The sequence below is a fragment of the Pontibacillus yanchengensis genome, from assembly GCF_009856295.1.
Taxonomy (GTDB): Bacteria; Bacillota; Bacilli; order Bacillales; family BH030062; genus Pontibacillus; species Pontibacillus yanchengensis_A.
This window is the reverse complement of sequence record NZ_WMEU01000004.1, coordinates 42,529-59,336: the sequence shown is the minus strand read 5'-3', so window position 1 is coordinate 59,336 and position 16,808 is coordinate 42,529. Positions and strand designations below refer to the sequence as shown.

The window sequence follows — 16,808 nt, the reverse complement described above, 5'->3', positions numbered from 1 at the left end:
ATCATTATGAGTAAGAGACTGGTTTTTGACGTTATGAAAAAAGCACAGCGCTAAATGCTGTGCTTTTCCTATTCTTACAAGCTATCTATTAATCGTTCACGTAAGGCAATAATGCCATTTGACGTGCACGTTTAATCGCTCTTGTAAGTTTACGTTGATATTTTGCAGAAGTTCCTGTTACACGACGAGGAAGAATCTTTCCACGTTCAGAAACAAAACGCTTTAGAAGTTCTACATCTTTGTAATCAATGTGTGTAATTCCATTCGCTGTGAAATAACACACTTTTCTACGTTTCGCGCGACCACGACGAGCCATAGGGTATGACCTCCTTTATATTTAATTAAAACGGTAAATCGTCATCAGATATATCAATCGGTTCCCCATTGTCTGAGAATGGGTCCTCTTGGTTGGATTGGTTGTTTTGGTTGTTTTGATTATTGTTCGAATAATTTTGGTTCTGATTAGACTGGTATCCTTGTGAACCCGCGCCACCTGAAGAAGAGCCTTTTGTTTCTAAGAATTGTACACTATCAGCGACAACTTCTGTGACAAATACTCTTTTTCCTTCTGAGTTATCAAAACTACGGCTTTGCAAGCGTCCATCAACGCCTACCATACTACCTTTTTTCATGAAGTTTGCAAGGTTTTCGGCTGCTCGACGCCAAACAACACAGTTAATGAAGTCTGCGTCTTTGCCACCTTGTTGACTTGTAAAAGGTCTGTTTACAGCAATTGTAAAGTTCGCAACGGCAACTCCGTTGGGTGTATAGCGCAAATCAGGATCCTTAGTTAATCTGCCGACAAGAACGACACGATTTAACACAGAACCACTCCTTATTGATCATCTTCGCGTACAGCGATATGACGCATAATATCGTCGGAATACTTAGCTAGGCGGTCAAATTCGTTGATTGCTTCACGATCGCCTTGGAATTTAATTACCACGTAGAAACCATCACGGAAATCGTTGATTTCGTATGCAAGACGACGCTTGCCCATGTCTTTGGTTTCTTTGATCTCCGCACCATTTTCAGTAAGAACGTTATTGAAACGCTCAACTACTGATTTCTGAGATTCCTCATCAATGTTTGGGCGGATGATATACATGATTTCATAATTTCTCATCCGTCTTCACCTCCTTTTGGACTTACGGCCCTTCTAAGGGCAAGGAGTAATTCATTTCGATTACTCACAATGTTGTATTATATCAAACTCGACAAGAAAATACAATAGGATTCCTGTACACGCTATACATTAAATCGGAAATGGATGACATCTCCATCTTTTACAAGATACTCTTTGCCTTCTAATCGAACATTACCTTGCTCTTTTGCAACTGACATTTTACCAGCATTTACTAGATCATCATACGCTACGGTCTCGGCGCGAATAAAGCCTCGTTCGAAATCACTATGAATAACTCCAGCGGCTTGAGGGGCGGTCATGCCCTCTTTAAATGTCCACGCTCTTACTTCTTGTTCACCAGCCGTGAAATAGGTTGCTAAGCCTAGAAGATTATAAGTTGCTTTAATAAGCTGATCCAATCCAGACTCTTCAATGCCTAGATCATCAAGAAATTCTTCCTTTTCTTCTCCTTCAAGTTCAGCAATTTCAGATTCAATCTTAGCACAAACAACAATGACTTGCGCACCTTCATTTGCAGCAAATTCCCTTACGGCTTGCACATTCTCGTTGCCACTAGGATCGGCGATTTCATCTTCTCCAACGTTTGCTACATAAAGAATTGGTTTTGATGTTAATAAATGAAGTCCTTTTACAATCTTAGCTTGATCATCAGTAAATTCAAGTGCTCGTGCTGGTGTTTCGTTTTCAAGCGCTTCTTGTAATTTAACTAGTACTTCGTGTTCGGCCATCGCTTCCTTATCTTTTTGGCGTACCATTTTTTGAACACGCTCAATGCGTTTGTTAACAGATTCTAAGTCGGCTAAAATAAGTTCAAGATTAATGGTTTCAATATCACCAATTGGATCTACTCCACCGGACACGTGAGTAATATTATCATCTTGGAAGCAACGAACCACATGACAAATAGCATCTACTTGGCGAATGTGAGATAGGAACTGATTTCCTAGACCTTCCCCTTTACTTGCGCCTTTCACAATCCCTGCAATATCAGTGAATTCAAAAGCTGTTGGGACCGTTTTCTTCGGTTTCACAAGATCTGTTAATGTGTCAAGACGACTATCTGGCACTTCTACAATGCCAACATTCGGATCTATTGTACAGAATGGGTAGTTCGCCGATTCTGCACCAGCCTGTGTAATTGCATTAAACAATGTTGATTTCCCTACGTTAGGTAGCCCTACAATTCCAGCTGTAAGAGACATAAATAGTTACACTCCTTAAAGATTTCCTCTAAATAAACGTTTCGCAGTCATTCCAATTATAGATACAGTAAACTAAATTGACAAGTTAAGAGAATAGAAAAACAAGGGAAAGATGCCCCCTTGTTTTCAAAAATTTTCATTACTATAAACCTAAAGTACTGTTACCTCTACCCTTAGATTCTACAAATTGTGTTTCATGTGAAACACATAACAAAAGCTCAGGAAGCCTGTTTAGCGACGTATATGCTGTGGCCCACACGACGGGGGTTGGTTCGATGTTACTACGTGATGTAGCGATTTTAATCGAACTCCCCCCTGTTTTCATAGGAGATAAAGGCAACATGAAAACATGCGTGATTCGATGTTAATTTATCGTACGGAGGCGAGGAAAGCATACTAGTCGCTGGACGCTGGAGCTTAGACATGTATGACCCAAAATTTACTTTCTTAAAAAAGTATCTATTCTTCCTCTGCTTTCTCTAACACTTTCTTCATTTTGGATTCGAATCGCCTACGAGGAATAAGAACACTATGACCGCATCCTTCGCACTTTATTCTAATATCCATTCCTAAACGGATGATTCTCCAGCGATTCTCCCCACAAGGATGAGCTTTTTTCATTTGTACAATGTCATTTATATTATACGTTTGTTCAGTCACCGTTCTGCACTCCCTTCTTTATATGAATCCAATTGTTCCGTTTCTTCTGTTCGACTATACATGACAAGTCGTGGGAATGGGATTTCAATGCCCCGCTCGTCCATTCGATTTTTTAGTTCTTTGCGAATCATTCGTGCTATATGCCAATGCATCATAGGCTGGGTTTCAGCTATAACACGCAAGACCACGTCTGATGATCCAAGGTTTTGTACACCTAACAACTCAGGCATGCTTACAATCTCCTGATATCGCTCAGGGAGTTCGGTTAATAATTCTTCAATCGTTTCTTCCCCTTTAGCAATATCCCCTTCATATGAAATGCTCACATCGACAATGGCTATACTATTGTGGATGGAATAGTTTGTTACTTCTTCAATACTTCCATTAGGAATGATATGCAGTTTGCCTGTCCAATGCTTAATCTTCGTGGTACGTAAGCCTATCTCTTCCACAAACCCTTCGGAATTCGCCGTTTGGATATAGTCTCCAACAGAAAATTGATCCTCAAATATGATAAAGAATCCAGTAATAATATCTTTCACAAGGTTCTGAGCCCCAAATCCGATGGCGAGACCTGCAATCCCTGCTCCAGCAAGCATCGCAGATACATTGATACCTATATTCTGTAACACCATAATCGCAGCACCAAAATATACAGCATACGTCAGCGTGTTTTCCAATAATTTAACCAGTGTATTTTCTCGTCGTTCACTTATTTGAAAGGGTCCTCTTTTCCTGTTACGAAATACATTTTGAATGATTTTTTTCCCTACCCGAATAATGATAAAGGATAAGAAGAGTATGAGTAGAATTGTAGCAACCTTCTGCCCTACTAAAAACCATACTTCAGGACCTGTTATATAGTCATAAAATGAATTCCATTCGTTTTTTATCACATCCAAACTCAGGCCTCCCCCTCCCTTGCTTCATGATTCATGTTACCTCATTTTATCAGGTTTTCAGTCCATTTTGTATCGATTTGTAACAGGGTACAACAAAATACAAGATAAGACGTAAAGATTTAGCAACCCATACAAAGGATACAAGTATGTAATTAATGTTGAAAACCCAAAACTAGTTAATGGAATCATGAGGACTACAGTAATGAGAGCCAGTAACCATAGGGGACCTTTTAACCTGGACCGAAAACGTGTAATCAATCCAAGAACACCTGAAGCCGCTGTTGTAAAGATGGCAATCCATAAGAGCATCGAAATGAATAGAAACATCTCATACGGGTAATGTTTAAGTATAGCAAACAGGGGAATTTCATAAAGTAAAATATCATCAGAAATTTGAATTAAACTATTGTTATAAATAAACGATATGCTCCCAAGAACAAAGCCGCTACCGATACTCGCAATCCACACCTCACCCTTATGCTTCATTTGATTTCCAATGGCACCAAGCACAGCAATTAAGGGTAAGATATTCAAAGCGGTGAATGGGAAAGCCGCTGTCCAATTCCGTTGTTCTCCAAAAGTGAATAAGGAAAGTTCTTTTTGAACAGAAAATAGAATTAACACGTATAGTAGCCCACCAATTAACAACGGTAGGATGATGCTATTCATCGATAAGATGCCCTTAATATCCCAAACAAAAACGAGAACTAAAGGGATTGCAATGGCTAAGATGCCAACCCAGTAGGAGAAATGAAAAGCTTGCCAGGTTGCACCGCTTCCAGCCAACATAATAACTGTAGTCGTAAAAAGGTATAGAATAATCATGCCATCATAAAGAAGCGTTAACTTCTGTCCCACAATTGTGCGAAGAACAGGAAGGTAGTGCTTGGACTGTTGCTCAAAGCTAATCGATAAAATCACATTACATGATACGGTAAACAAGATCGCAAATAAGAGGATAGCCAGTCCACTTTCATGACCGAAAAATTGCCATAATTCTCTACCTGAAGCGTAGCCAGCACCTATCATAGTACCAATGATTAAAAACATCCATTTGAAACCTGCACGAATCATCTCTTTTCCTCCTACCTTCTTTCTTCGAACATGTATAGATTTACGAAAAACGCTGTATACTAATAACAATATGACTACGGAGGAAAAGCTATGAATCTAAAACGGAGACTTTTTTCTCAAAACCAAGAAGAACGGTACCATTATGAAGACGATAAAATGCTTTTGAGTATGACTCAAACATTAAAGGAATGGGTGCCAGCCAACCGAGATATTGTGATTGTTTGCATCGGAACGGATCGTTCTACAGGAGATTCTTTTGGTCCGTTGATTGGTACTTTATTGGAAGAAAAACGTTTACAGAACATCTATGTGTACGGAACGTTAGACGAACCTGTACACGCGGTGAACTTAGCCGAAAAGCTAGAGCACATACAACAAACTCATCGACACCCATATATCATCGGTGTTGATGCCTGCTTAGGCAAAGTCTCATCTGTAGGGAATATTATTCTTGGTCAAGGTCCTGTAAAGCCAGGTGCAGCTGTTAAAAAGCAACTACCGGATGTAGGAGAGATTCATCTTACTGGAGTAGTTAATGTAAGTGGATTTATGGAATATTTTGTTTTGCAAAACACACGCCTTCACTTAGTGATGCAAATGGCTAAGAAAGTCGCTAAAACCATCGATTCCTTTGATCGCCAATTAACATTATCAACTACACAATCCAATAATAAAAAGACCGAAACCCTTACTAGAAGACTAGGTAAGTGGACGCCTGTAAAAGAATAAAAATAAGCCTAGCACTTAATGAAGTGCTAGGCTTTTGCTTTATTACTCTCTTATAAACCTAATTGAATACTACCGTATAATACCAACCCTACTAGAAACAAGCTTGGTAAAAGGTTAGCGACTCTTATTTTGGTTATATGTAATAAGTTCAATCCAATTGCTACAATGAGTAACCCACCTGTCGCTGTCATCTCTACAATAAATAGATCTAAAAATGACTGTGGTAACCAGCGATCGATTTGTGTAGCTAACAAAGCAATGCCACCTTCATATAGCAATACTGGTAAAATGGAAAATAGCACACCAAATCCTAAAGTGGTCGTTAATACCAACGCTACGAACCCATCAATAATAGCCTTCGTTATTAAAATATCGTGATCTCCTCTAATACCACTATCTAATGCCCCAACTACCGCCATCGCTCCAATAACAAAAATAAGGGAAGCCGTCATGAATCCTTGCGAGACACTATTATTAGATTCTTTACTAAATCGACTTTCCACCCAACTTCCTATTTGTTCAAACCTCTCCTCCATTCGAAGTGCTTCACCTATGAAGGCTCCAAATAAAAGACTTAATACTAATACTATAATATCTTCAGATTGAATAGCCATTTGAATTCCTATTAACAGGACAGCCAATCCTATTCCATTCATTGTTGTTTCTTTTACCTTCTCTGGTACTCGATGGAGAAAGAGTCCTACAATTCCTCCTATTAAAATACCTAACCCATTCATTAAGGCTCCGTACACAACCATAAACTACCCTCCAATGCTAATTACCCTGAAACCATCTTTCCTCTTGCTACATTACCAGATAAAACAGGACTTTTGTTTCACGTGGAACATTATTTAATGCAAGGCGCATGCGCTCTGGAACATACTAGTCGCTGGGCGCTGGTGCTAGACACGTAAGCGCCAGAAACTTATACTTTCTTTACTTATAAAAAATCCTGGTATTGTGTGCTACACATACCAGGCTCGTCCTATAAGCTTATTCAAATAGATGTAAGATTCTTTCTAGGTCTTCGTCCGTGAAAAACTCAATTTCAATTTTCCCTTTACGCTTGCCTTTATGAATCGTAACACCTGTACCTAAACGCTCTTGTAAGACAGACTCTCTCTCTTGAAGAAAAACATCCTTTTGTGTTTTCTTCTTCTTTTTCTTCTGCAAGCTTTTTTCATTCATTTGAATAATCAATTGTTCAACCTGTCGCACATTCAATTCTTCGTTTCGTACTTTTTCAACTAATGGCATAAGCTGTTCTTTATTTTTTAAGCCTAGCAACGCTCTACCATGTCCCATTGATAGCTCACCGTTATTAATGAGAGCACTTACCGGTTCTGGTAACGAAAGAAGGCGTACTAAATTGGCAATATGCGGTCGACTTTTACCAAGGCGTGCAGCGAGCTGTTCCTGTGTCATGCCAAGTTCTTTCATTAAATTAGAGTAAGCTTTTGCCTCTTCAACTGGGGTCAAATCTTCTCGTTGTAAGTTTTCTAATAAGGCGAGTTCCATCATGTTAGTGTCATCTAATTCCCGAATAACGACAGGCACTTTTTCAAATCCTGCTTCTTTCGCTGCTCTAAAACGACGTTCTCCAACAACAATCTCATATCCTTTAATACTTTTGCGTACAATTAGGGGCTGGAGAATACCATGTTGGATAATGGAATCTTTTAATTCTTCAATCGCCTCTGCATGAAAGGTCTTACGTGGTTGATAAGGATTTGGCCGACATTGATTAATCGAGACCTCTTGAACCGCTTCTTCCTGCTTAGCTTCCATATCTTGAAAAAGCGCGTTAATGCCTTTACCCAACCCTCTGGCCATTCACCATCACTTCCTTTGCTAATTCTAAATACACTTCAGCTCCACGTGATTTTGGATCATATAAAATAATAGGTTGTCCATGACTTGGGGCTTCTCCAAGACGAATATTCCGAGGAATAATAGATTGATAGACCTTATCTTGAAAGTATTTTTTCACTTCATCTATAACCTGTATCCCTAAGTTTGTTCGCGCGTCTAACATGGTAAGTAAAACGCCCTCGATCATTAGTTGCTTATTCAAATGCTTCTGAACAAGACGAACAGTATTTAACAGTTGACTCAACCCTTCCAGAGCGTAATACTCACATTGGACTGGTATAAGCACTGCATCTGATGCTGTTAATGCATTGATTGTTAATAATCCTAAGGAAGGAGGGCAATCAATGATGACAAAATCATATTGATCTTTCACGGAGTCAATGGCTTTCTTCAATCGCACTTCTCTTGATATAGTCGGCACTAATTCAATTTCCGCTCCAGCTAATTGAATCGTAGCTGGAATTGCTTTCAAATTTTCTACCATGGTCGAAACGGTTACGTGCTTTGCTTCTAAATCCTCCACAAGCACATTATATACGCATTGATCCATATCTGCTTTATCAATTCCTACTCCACTCGTAGCATTACCTTGAGGATCGATATCGACAAGCAAAACCTTATGATTTAAATAGGCTAAGCAAGCGCTTAAATTCACAGCGGATGTTGTTTTTCCTACGCCACCTTTTTGATTCGCAACTGCAATTACTTTGCCCATGATGTCACCTACCTCTTATCCGTCAAATCTTACATCTTATATTTTATCATTTTTTTTCAGAAAAACACGACTTTTCACTAAATATTGGTGGAAGTTAGGTCTATTATCGTACATGGAGTGTCCCACCACCTTAAATCGAAGCGTTCATCATCATACTAGACATACCAACTCTGAACTTATTTTATATCTAGTGCAAAAATACCCATCTTTTATATGCGTTCAAAAGATGGGTAGGAAGAGTTTATGATTTGTTTTTTGGAATTTTCACTGTGATTTGGTAGTAATCTTCATAGTCCTCTTCGTCAGTTTCTAAATCAATTCCAGAGTCAGATACCATCGTTAGAGACTGGCGTATCGTATTCATGGCAATTCTCATATCTTTACTGATGCCTTTTAACTTTGGTTTCTTTTTCTTAGGCTCATCATCCTGAGACAGCATTTTCTCAATACGTTCTTCCGTTTGCTTTACATTCAAACCCTTTTCGATAATTTCCTCTAAAAGCTTTTCTTGTTTCTCTTGCTCCTTTAATGCAATTAAAGCACGAGCATGACGCTCTGTGATTTTCCGATCTAGGATTGCTTGACGAACGGATTCAGGTAATTTAAGAAGACGTAATTTATTTGCAATTGTAGATTGGCTCTTTCCTAAACGTTGAGCTAAAGCCTCCTGAGTTAGACCATGAATTTCTAATAGCTTTGAATAGGCCGTTGCTTCCTCAACCACAGATAATTCTTCACGTTGTAGATTCTCTATTAACGCTACTGAGGCTGTTTGCGTATCATCCATTTCCCTTAGTATCGCGGGAACCTGCTCCCAGCCAAGTACTTGAACCGCTCTCCACCTTCTCTCGCCGGCTATTAACTCATATCCTTCGTCTTGATCTACGATTTTACGAACGACTATTGGCTGAATCATACCGTGAGTATGTATGGTTTGCGCTAATTCTTCTATTTTTTCTGGATTAAAAATAGATCTGGGTTGGTAACGGTTTGGTTGAATCTGTTCTATAGGAATCTGGACGACTTCATCAGGATGGTATTCTTGCTGTTCTTGTTCTTCCGCTTCGGCTCCTGCTTCGGATTTATCTCCTAATCCAAACAAACGGCTGAATGGGTGTTTCATCCTTAGACACCACCTTTTCTACTTTCACACTCTTGTGTATATTTCTTTATGTGTCATGTTAAAAGGAATGTTTCACGTGAAACAAATAGAAAACTTACCATCGGGCAAGCCTCCAGGGAATATAGAGGCAAAAGGCATCTATACATAATCGAACTAACATATGAAGAAAAGCTCTGGGGGCCTTGTTCAACCATCAAATAACCGTAAACAAATCCTCGTGGTGGCATTTTGAGGCGCAGAGTCTAGATATCAATGACCCCATATCAGTACCTTCTTTCCTCATCTACTATAAAACCATCTTTTTTTGAAAACACAATCTTTCAATAAACATCAATGTTTTTATTGAAAGTACAAAAAAGCGCATCAGCTGAAATGCTGGCGCGCATCTCGTTCCGCAACAAAATAATCTTCTATTATTCTATCATATTTACATATAAATTAGCAGTGACTGCTAGAAATCTTTTCAATCTTATAGATTAGGGTATGAAATGCTAGAACGTACATATTCTATACCTAGCAGTAATAATCCTCTTTCTCATTACCTTAAATATGCTCCATTTAAAGAAAAGCGCAAGCACCCTGCTAGCGACGTACAAACTGCTGCTCATAGAACGTGTGGGGTGGTTCGATGTTGCTGCGTGACGCAGCGGTCTTAATCGAACTTCATATAACCCCGCAGTGAGATAAAGGAAACACGGAGAGCGGTAGCAATCCAATGTTTACTTATCGTAAGGAGGAGCTGGAAGTTTGCTAGGCGCTGGAGCTAGACATGTAAGTGCCAGAACTTATACATTCTCTACTTTTATAACAGTTGGAATGTATGTAGTAATCCTGCTACATCATCTTTTTTGTAGCAGGATGTTAAGGACAAAAATTCATTCTACAAGTGGGCTTTTATTTGGTAAACCAGCTTTTCGTGGATACTTCTTAGGTGTTTTGCGCCTTTTGTCAATGATGGCAATACTTCGTTCACTATCTTCTTTTGGGAGATGAAAGGTATGAACCGTATTCACTTCTCCACCAAGAAGTTTTACTGCAAATTCAGCATCTTTCATTTCTTCTTCAAATTTAGAGCCTTTCATGACTAAGAAAGTCCCCCCTACTTTTGTTAGAGGTAAACACAATTCACTTAATACCGACATACGGGCTACCGCTCGTGCTGTCACCATATCGAATTGTTCTCTAAATTTTGCGTTTTTCCCAAAGTTCTCAGCCCGATCGTGGTAAAAGGCTACATCAGATAGCCCAAGCTGCGTTGCCAAGTGATTCAGAAACGTGATCCGTTTTTTTAGTGAATCCACTATGGTAACCTTCAGATCCGGGAATACGATTTTGAGGGGGATACTAGGAAACCCAGCACCGGCTCCAACATCACAAATTTGTAAAGGCTGATTAAAATCCATATAAAAGGCAGCGGATAACGAATCATAGAAATGTTTTAAATACACTTCCTCTTGATCCGTTATTGCTGTTAAATTGATTTTCTCATTCCATTCCACCAAAGTGTGAAAATACGTTTTAAACTGCTCTACCTGTTGTTCACTCAATTCAATTCCCTGGTCTTCCAAAGCTTGAAGGAAGGCTTCTATATTCATGCACACAATCCTTTCCGCTTATGCTTCATCTCCCGAAACCTTTGCAATTTTACCTTGCTCAATGTAGACAAGTAGAATGGAAACATCGGCAGGGTTTACACCTGAAACTCGAGAAGCTTGCCCTACAGAAAGCGGACGTACTTCTTTCAATCGATCACGAGCTTCTGAAGCAATGCCATGAATGTCATCATAATCGATATCATCTGGAATCTTCTTGTTTTCCATTTTTCTCATGCGTTCAATTTGTTCGTTTGATTTTTGAATGTAACCAGAATACTTAAGGTGAATTTCCACTTGTTCTCTTACGTCTTCTGGTAGCTCTTTATCAGGTTTCGTTAACTCTGCAACAGCATTGTATTTCATTTCTGGACGACGAAGTAAATCAGATGCACGGACAGCCTCCTTCAACGGAGAACCTCCTGCTTGCTCAATAGCGGTCTGCACCTCGTCAGTTGGTTTCAATATAACACTTTCTAAGCGTTTGATTTCTTCTTCAATTAATTGTTTCTTTTCCTGGAACTTCGTGTAACGCTCTTCAGAAATCAATCCAATGTCATAACCAATATCCGTTAGGCGTAAGTCTGCATTATCGTGACGAAGAATCAAACGATATTCAGCGCGAGACGTTAACAGGCGATATGGCTCATCTGTTCCTTTTGTTACAAGGTCATCCATCATAACACCAATATAAGCCTGGGAACGGTCGAGGATAACAGGTTCCGTGCCAAGTACTTTCCCAGCTGCATTGATACCTGCCATTAGACCTTGGGCAGCTGCTTCTTCATACCCAGAAGTTCCGTTAATTTGTCCAGCTGTAAACAGACCCTTAATAGCTTTCAACTCTAGTGTTGGCCATAGTTGGGTTGGGGTTACAGAATCATATTCGATAGCGTATCCAGCACGCATGATTTCTGCATTTTCAAGTCCAGGTACAGTTTCCATCATCTCTTTTTGTACACCTTCAGGAAGAGACGTAGATAACCCTTGCACATACACTTCTTCTGTATTACGTCCTTCAGGCTCTAAAAAGACCTGGTGACGTGGCTTATCATGGAAACGTACGATTTTGTCTTCAACTGATGGGCAATAACGAGGCCCAGTTCCTTTTACCATACCTGAATACATCGCTGAGGAACTTAAATTATCATCAATAATCTTATGAGTGTGTTCATTCGTGTAGGTTAACCAACACGGAACCTGATCCATAATAAATTCTGTTGTCTCGTAGGAGAACGCACGAGGCACTTCCTCTCCTGGTTGGATTTCCGTTTTGGAATAATCAATCGTATGACTGTTCACACGCATTGGTGTGCCAGTTTTAAAACGAACCATTTCAATACCTAGTTCTTCTAAATGCTCAGATAATTTAGTAGAAGAACGCTGGTTGTTCGGACCACTTTCATAAGCGAGATCCCCAATGAGAACTTTACCTCGCATAAAAGTACCAGTGGTAATAATGACATTGTCAGCGTAATAAGCTGCTTTTGTTTCTGTAACAACGCCTTTGCATTCGCCGTCTTCAACGATTAATTCTTTTACCATCCCTTGGCGAAGGGTAAGGTTTTCGGTATCTTCCAATACTTTCTTCATTTCTTGAACATATAGATGCTTATCCGCTTGAGCACGCAACGCACGTACAGCCGGGCCTTTTCTTGTGTTTAATAAGCGCATTTGAATGTACGTTTTGTCGATTACTTTAGCCATTTCCCCGCCTAATGCATCGATTTCACGAACGACAATTCCTTTGGCAGGTCCACCAATAGATGGGTTACATGGCATGAATGCAATCATATCTAGATTTAGTGTTAGCATTAACGTCTTTGCTCCTCGACGAGCCGCAGCTAACCCTGCTTCCACACCAGCATGACCAGCACCTATAACGATAACGTCATAATGCCCAGCGTCAAATGTTGACATGACAAATCTCTCCTTTTTTAACTAAGTTTATTTCCCTAAGCAGAATTGAGAGAACAATTGATCTAATAGGCTATCACTAACAGAGTCTCCTACGATCTCACCGAGTAGCTCCCATGTTCTTCTAACGTCTATCTGTACAATATCAATTGGCATATCTTCTTCCATACCACTCATCGCATCTTCAAGAGCTTCTTTCGCTTGATTTAATAACTGAACATGACGAACATTTGATACGTAGGTCATATCACCAGTATCCAAGTCCCCTTCAAAGAAGATTTCTGAGATAGCTGTTTCAAGCTGATCAATTCCTTCTTCTTCTATAATAGCCGTATTAACGATTGTATGTTCACCAGCTATTTCATGGAGACGATCTATATCTAATTTTCTAGGAAGATCCGTTTTATTTACAATCACGATTACATCCATACCCTGGACCGCTTCAAATAACTTTTCATCTTCCTCTGTTAATTCATCTCCATAATTGAGCACGAGTAAAATAAGGTCAGCCTCTTGAAGAACTTGACGCGAACGTTCCACACCAATTTTTTCAACTAGATCTTCTGTATCCCGAATTCCAGCTGTATCAATCAAGCGAAGTGGTACGCCACGTACGTTTACATATTCCTCAATGACATCTCTGGTTGTACCAGGTACTTCTGTAACAATTGCTTTATTTTCATGCACGAGTGCATTCATTAATGAGGATTTTCCAACATTAGGTCTTCCAACAATAGCGGTTCCAAGACCCTCTCGCAATATTTTCCCTTGCTTTGCAGTTTGTAAAAGGCGCTCTATTTCCTGATGAACTTTTTTTGTGTTCTCAATCATTAATTCATTTGTCATTTCTTCTACATCATCATACTCTGGGTAATCAATATTCACTTCAACTTGAGCTACTGTTTCAAGAAGCTGTTGTCGTAATTGATGAATAAGCTGAGACAAGCGTCCATCCATTTGTTTTAATGCCACATTCATAGCACGATCTGTTTTCGCTCTAATTAAATCCATAACCGCTTCTGCTTGGGATAAGTCGATTCTGCCATTTAAGAAGGCGCGCTTTGTAAATTCCCCAGGCTCTGCTAATCGAACCCCTTGATCAAGTACGAGCTCTAGGACACGATTTACAGAAACAAGACCTCCGTGACAATTAATTTCTACAATATCCTCACGGGTAAATGTTTTGGGAGCACGCATAACAGAAACCATTACTTCCTCAACGAGCTCATTTGATTTTGGATCAAATAATTTTCCATAATGAATCGTATGCGATGCCACTTGTTCTAGCTCTTTCCCGTGAAAAATTTTATTGGCTCTCGCTACAGCCTCAGGGCCACTTAATCGAACGATGGCAATGGCTCCTTCTCCAACGGGCGTTGATATCGCACTAATGGTATCCGTATCCATGCCTTCACCCCTTTCTTTTATTTGTCGAAACCATCTATAGTTATCCACAACATATATTTAAATAGTCACTAACTAACTAGATTAGCATAAAATGAGTTTGTTTGAAAAGATTTTTTACTTAGTATAGCCAGTTTATCCTAGTTTCACTCTTATCCACATGTGGATAAATCACTTTATTCACCTCTACTATTTTATCATTTTCTTATCCACAATACAGTCATTCGCTCTATGCGCAGTGAATTTTATCAAAATATCCTATTAACTAATCTTCCTTTCATGATCGATTCATTCATGTTCGTTATGTTATTCCAGAATAGAGGCATAATCTTGAATCCTTGAATTCGAGATAGTTTGCGGGAGTTGGGTGTTCCCATTGTGTTAAGTGGGAGAAAAGATGGGCCGGGAAATAGCTCGCTTTCCTGCGGCCTCACACGACGTGAGATCGGTCGAGGTTGCTACAGGATATAGCGAATTTGCTCGACCTTCCTTGATTACTAACAAAGTCTCCTCGCGCAAAAATTCGTGCCCTGCGGTGTCTCGACACATCCGTATTTCCACGGGCCAATCCATAATGCAATACATGGACTTGTCATGTCGCTGCGATAAAAACATGGGCTCCGGAGCGACTTTTCCTGCTTTAGGAGCAAGAATCGAAAAACAGGAGCTACTTTTGAAAAAAAGGAGCGACCGCCCCAATTTCCCGACCCATGTTTCCATTAATCCCAACAAAAGCAACGGAAACATTTCTCTCACCCATATTATCTCGAATCCAAGCCTTCAACATAATGGGGTTATTACGGCATAATAAAACTTTCTAGTCTCTCCCTAGAATAAAAAAATCCCTTAACGCATACCACGTTAAGGGATTTTTTTATTCTGGTCTGATCACTACATGTCGATGAGGTTCTGTTCCATCAGAATAAGTTTTAACATTTTTATGATTTTGTAAGGCTGTATGAATAATTTTGCGTTCATAAGAAGGCATTGCTTCTAATGCGACATCACTATTCGTTCGAATTGCTTTCTCTGCCAAACGGTTAGCCAAATTCGTTAATGTATTCTTTCTCCGTTCCCGATATCCTTCAGCATCTACAATCGCTGTGTGGTAATTGTCACTTCGTTGGTTAATGACAAGCTGAGCTAAATACTGCAGTGCATTTAAGGTTTGCCCCCGTTTTCCAATAAGTAAAGCAATTTTGCTACCAATCAATTCAAATACAATTTCTTTTCCGTTCCGGTGAACCTTTACATCAATTGCAGCCCCCATACCAGCTGCTACATCAATGAGATATTGTTTCGTTTCTTCAATGGAATCATGCTTTTGTGTCGGTTCAACCATGTTCCTTTCTTCCTTGCCATCCGTTTTGTCTAGAGTTTCATCACCCTTAATGGCGGAAGTGGCTGTTTGATCCTGAGGTTGAATCGTTTCTTCCTTAACATCAGATGACTCTGTTTGTTCTAGTTGTTGTTCAGGGGCTTTCTCATCTTCGGATACATTAATGCTTACCTTTACGATAGCTCGCTTTGTACCAAAAATTCCAAAAAATCCCTTTTTTCCTTCATCAATGACTTCTACATTGACTTGGTCCTTCGAGGTGTCTAACTGCTCTAACGCTGATTGGACCGCGTCCTCAACTGTTTGTCCAGTAGCAGTTACTTGTCTCACTTACTCGCTCCCCCTGTTTCCGTTTCTTTCATCATTGGTTTACGGATGAAAATGGTTTGGGCAATCATAAAGATGTTACCCACTACCCAGTACAATGCTAGAGCTGCTGGGAAGTTAAGTGCAAATACACCAATCATAATCGGCATGATATATAACATCATTTTCATTTGCGGATTTTGTGCAGCCTGTCCAGATCCACCCATCATAAGCTTCTGCTGAATGAAGGTCGTAATAGCTGCCACAATCGGCATAATGAAAAATGGGTCTGGTGATCCAAGTTCAAACCATAGGAAATTATGAGCTTCAATTTCTTGTGTACGCATAATGGCGTGATAGAAAGCAATCAAAATCGGCATTTGTAGTAAAATTGGAAAACAACCTGCTAATGGATTTACTCCATGCTTTTGGAAAAGCTGCATTGTTTCCTGTTGTAGTTGTTGCTGTGTTTTTTGGTCTTTTGAGCTATATTTGGAACGTAGCTCTTGTAATTCCGGCTGGATATCTTGCATAGCCTTTGAACTCTTCAATTGCTTCACGTTTAGTGGCAATAGAATGGTACGAATAATAAGTGTAACAACAATGATTGATAGTCCAAAACTTTCGCTAAAGAGACCAGCAAAGTATTTAATTAGCACTGACAGCGGATAAACAAAATATTCATTCCAAATCCCTGTACTTTCAGAGGTAATATCCTGATTAATTTGAGTACAACCTGAAAGTAGAACAAGAAGTCCTGTCATAGCTAACAAGTAAAGGATCTTCTTTTGCAACGTCGTCTCCTCCTTACAAATCCTAATCCATA

The 16,808-nt window shown here is 39.6% G+C and carries 17 protein-coding genes; 1 reads left to right on the top strand and 16 read right to left on the bottom strand.

All coding sequences use genetic code 11. The features are described 5' to 3' along the window. Positions 1–88 precede the first annotated feature (88 nt). The 7 genes from rpsR to GLW08_RS12895 form a co-directional block, all read right to left on the bottom strand. A complete protein-coding gene (gene rpsR, locus GLW08_RS12925) occupies positions 89–316 on the bottom strand; it encodes a 30S ribosomal protein S18 (protein WP_036818145.1) in 228 nt (75 codons plus the stop codon). 25 nt (positions 317–341) lie between these two features. Further along, on the bottom strand, positions 342–824 hold the full coding sequence (gene ssb, locus GLW08_RS12920) for a single-stranded DNA-binding protein (protein WP_160849074.1): 483 nt from the start codon (positions 822–824) through the stop codon (positions 342–344). Positions 825–835: 11 nt separating this feature from the next. Further along, positions 836–1,126, bottom strand: coding sequence for a 30S ribosomal protein S6 (gene rpsF / locus GLW08_RS12915; RefSeq protein ID WP_036818149.1), 291 nt, complete (start codon positions 1,124–1,126; stop codon positions 836–838). Between the two features lie 122 nt (positions 1,127–1,248). Continuing rightward, positions 1,249–2,349: a redox-regulated ATPase YchF gene (gene ychF, locus GLW08_RS12910; protein WP_160849073.1), complete on the bottom strand. Its 1,101-nt coding sequence runs from the start codon at positions 2,347–2,349 to the stop codon at positions 1,249–1,251. Positions 2,350–2,808: 459 nt separating this feature from the next. Continuing rightward, positions 2,809–3,009, bottom strand: coding sequence for a DUF951 family protein (locus GLW08_RS12905; RefSeq protein WP_160849072.1), 201 nt, complete (start codon positions 3,007–3,009; stop codon positions 2,809–2,811). Then, complete coding sequence (locus GLW08_RS12900; protein ID WP_160849071.1) at positions 3,006–3,911, bottom strand: mechanosensitive ion channel family protein; 906 nt, start codon at positions 3,909–3,911, stop codon at positions 3,006–3,008. The genes GLW08_RS12905 and GLW08_RS12900 overlap by 4 nt, the downstream gene beginning before the upstream one ends. 57 nt (positions 3,912–3,968) lie before the next feature. Then, on the bottom strand, positions 3,969–4,985 hold the full coding sequence (locus GLW08_RS12895) for a YkvI family membrane protein (protein ID WP_160849070.1): 1,017 nt from the start codon (positions 4,983–4,985) through the stop codon (positions 3,969–3,971). A 90-nt stretch (positions 4,986–5,075) separates the two neighbouring features. On the opposite strand from GLW08_RS12895, the gene yyaC reads away from it, so the two are divergent. Next, on the top strand, positions 5,076–5,714 hold the full coding sequence (gene yyaC, locus GLW08_RS12890; RefSeq protein ID WP_160849069.1) for a spore protease YyaC: 639 nt from the start codon (positions 5,076–5,078) through the stop codon (positions 5,712–5,714). Positions 5,715–5,764: 50 nt separating this feature from the next. On the opposite strand, the gene GLW08_RS12885 is transcribed toward yyaC, so the two are convergent. The 9 genes from GLW08_RS12885 to spoIIIJ form a co-directional block, all read right to left on the bottom strand. Next, entirely contained in the window at positions 5,765–6,472 is a 708-nt protein-coding gene (locus GLW08_RS12885) for a DUF554 domain-containing protein (protein ID WP_160849068.1), read from the bottom strand. Between the two features lie 235 nt (positions 6,473–6,707). Continuing rightward, on the bottom strand, positions 6,708–7,547 hold the full coding sequence (locus tag GLW08_RS12880) for a ParB/RepB/Spo0J family partition protein (RefSeq protein WP_160849067.1): 840 nt from the start codon (positions 7,545–7,547) through the stop codon (positions 6,708–6,710). Next, positions 7,528–8,301, bottom strand: a complete 774-nt coding sequence (locus GLW08_RS12875; RefSeq protein WP_160849066.1) for a ParA family protein — start codon at positions 8,299–8,301, stop codon at positions 7,528–7,530. The genes GLW08_RS12880 and GLW08_RS12875 overlap by 20 nt, the downstream gene beginning before the upstream one ends. Positions 8,302–8,542: 241 nt before the next feature. Then, positions 8,543–9,424 carry a nucleoid occlusion protein gene (gene noc / locus GLW08_RS12870; protein ID WP_160849065.1) on the bottom strand — a complete coding sequence of 294 codons (882 nt, stop codon included), beginning with the start codon at positions 9,422–9,424 and terminating at the stop codon, positions 8,543–8,545. 875 nt (positions 9,425–10,299) lie between these two features. After that, a complete protein-coding gene (rsmG, locus tag GLW08_RS12865; RefSeq protein WP_160849064.1) occupies positions 10,300–11,019 on the bottom strand; it encodes a 16S rRNA (guanine(527)-N(7))-methyltransferase RsmG in 720 nt (239 codons plus the stop codon). Positions 11,020–11,037: 18 nt separating this feature from the next. Then, positions 11,038–12,936 (bottom strand): tRNA uridine-5-carboxymethylaminomethyl(34) synthesis enzyme MnmG, encoded by a 1,899-nt coding sequence (gene mnmG / locus GLW08_RS12860; RefSeq protein ID WP_160849063.1) that lies wholly within the window; start codon positions 12,934–12,936, stop codon positions 11,038–11,040. Positions 12,937–12,963: 27 nt separating this feature from the next. Then, positions 12,964–14,340, bottom strand: coding sequence for a tRNA uridine-5-carboxymethylaminomethyl(34) synthesis GTPase MnmE (mnmE, locus tag GLW08_RS12855; RefSeq protein WP_160849062.1), 1,377 nt, complete (start codon positions 14,338–14,340; stop codon positions 12,964–12,966). A gap of 871 nt (positions 14,341–15,211) precedes the next feature. Continuing rightward, positions 15,212–16,006 (bottom strand): RNA-binding cell elongation regulator Jag/EloR, encoded by a 795-nt coding sequence (jag, locus tag GLW08_RS22265; protein WP_160849061.1) that lies wholly within the window; start codon positions 16,004–16,006, stop codon positions 15,212–15,214. Continuing rightward, positions 16,003–16,746: a YidC family membrane integrase SpoIIIJ gene (gene spoIIIJ, locus GLW08_RS12845; protein WP_423808625.1), complete on the bottom strand. Its 744-nt coding sequence runs from the start codon at positions 16,744–16,746 to the stop codon at positions 16,003–16,005. The genes jag and spoIIIJ overlap by 4 nt, the downstream gene beginning before the upstream one ends. Positions 16,747–16,808 lie beyond the last annotated feature (62 nt).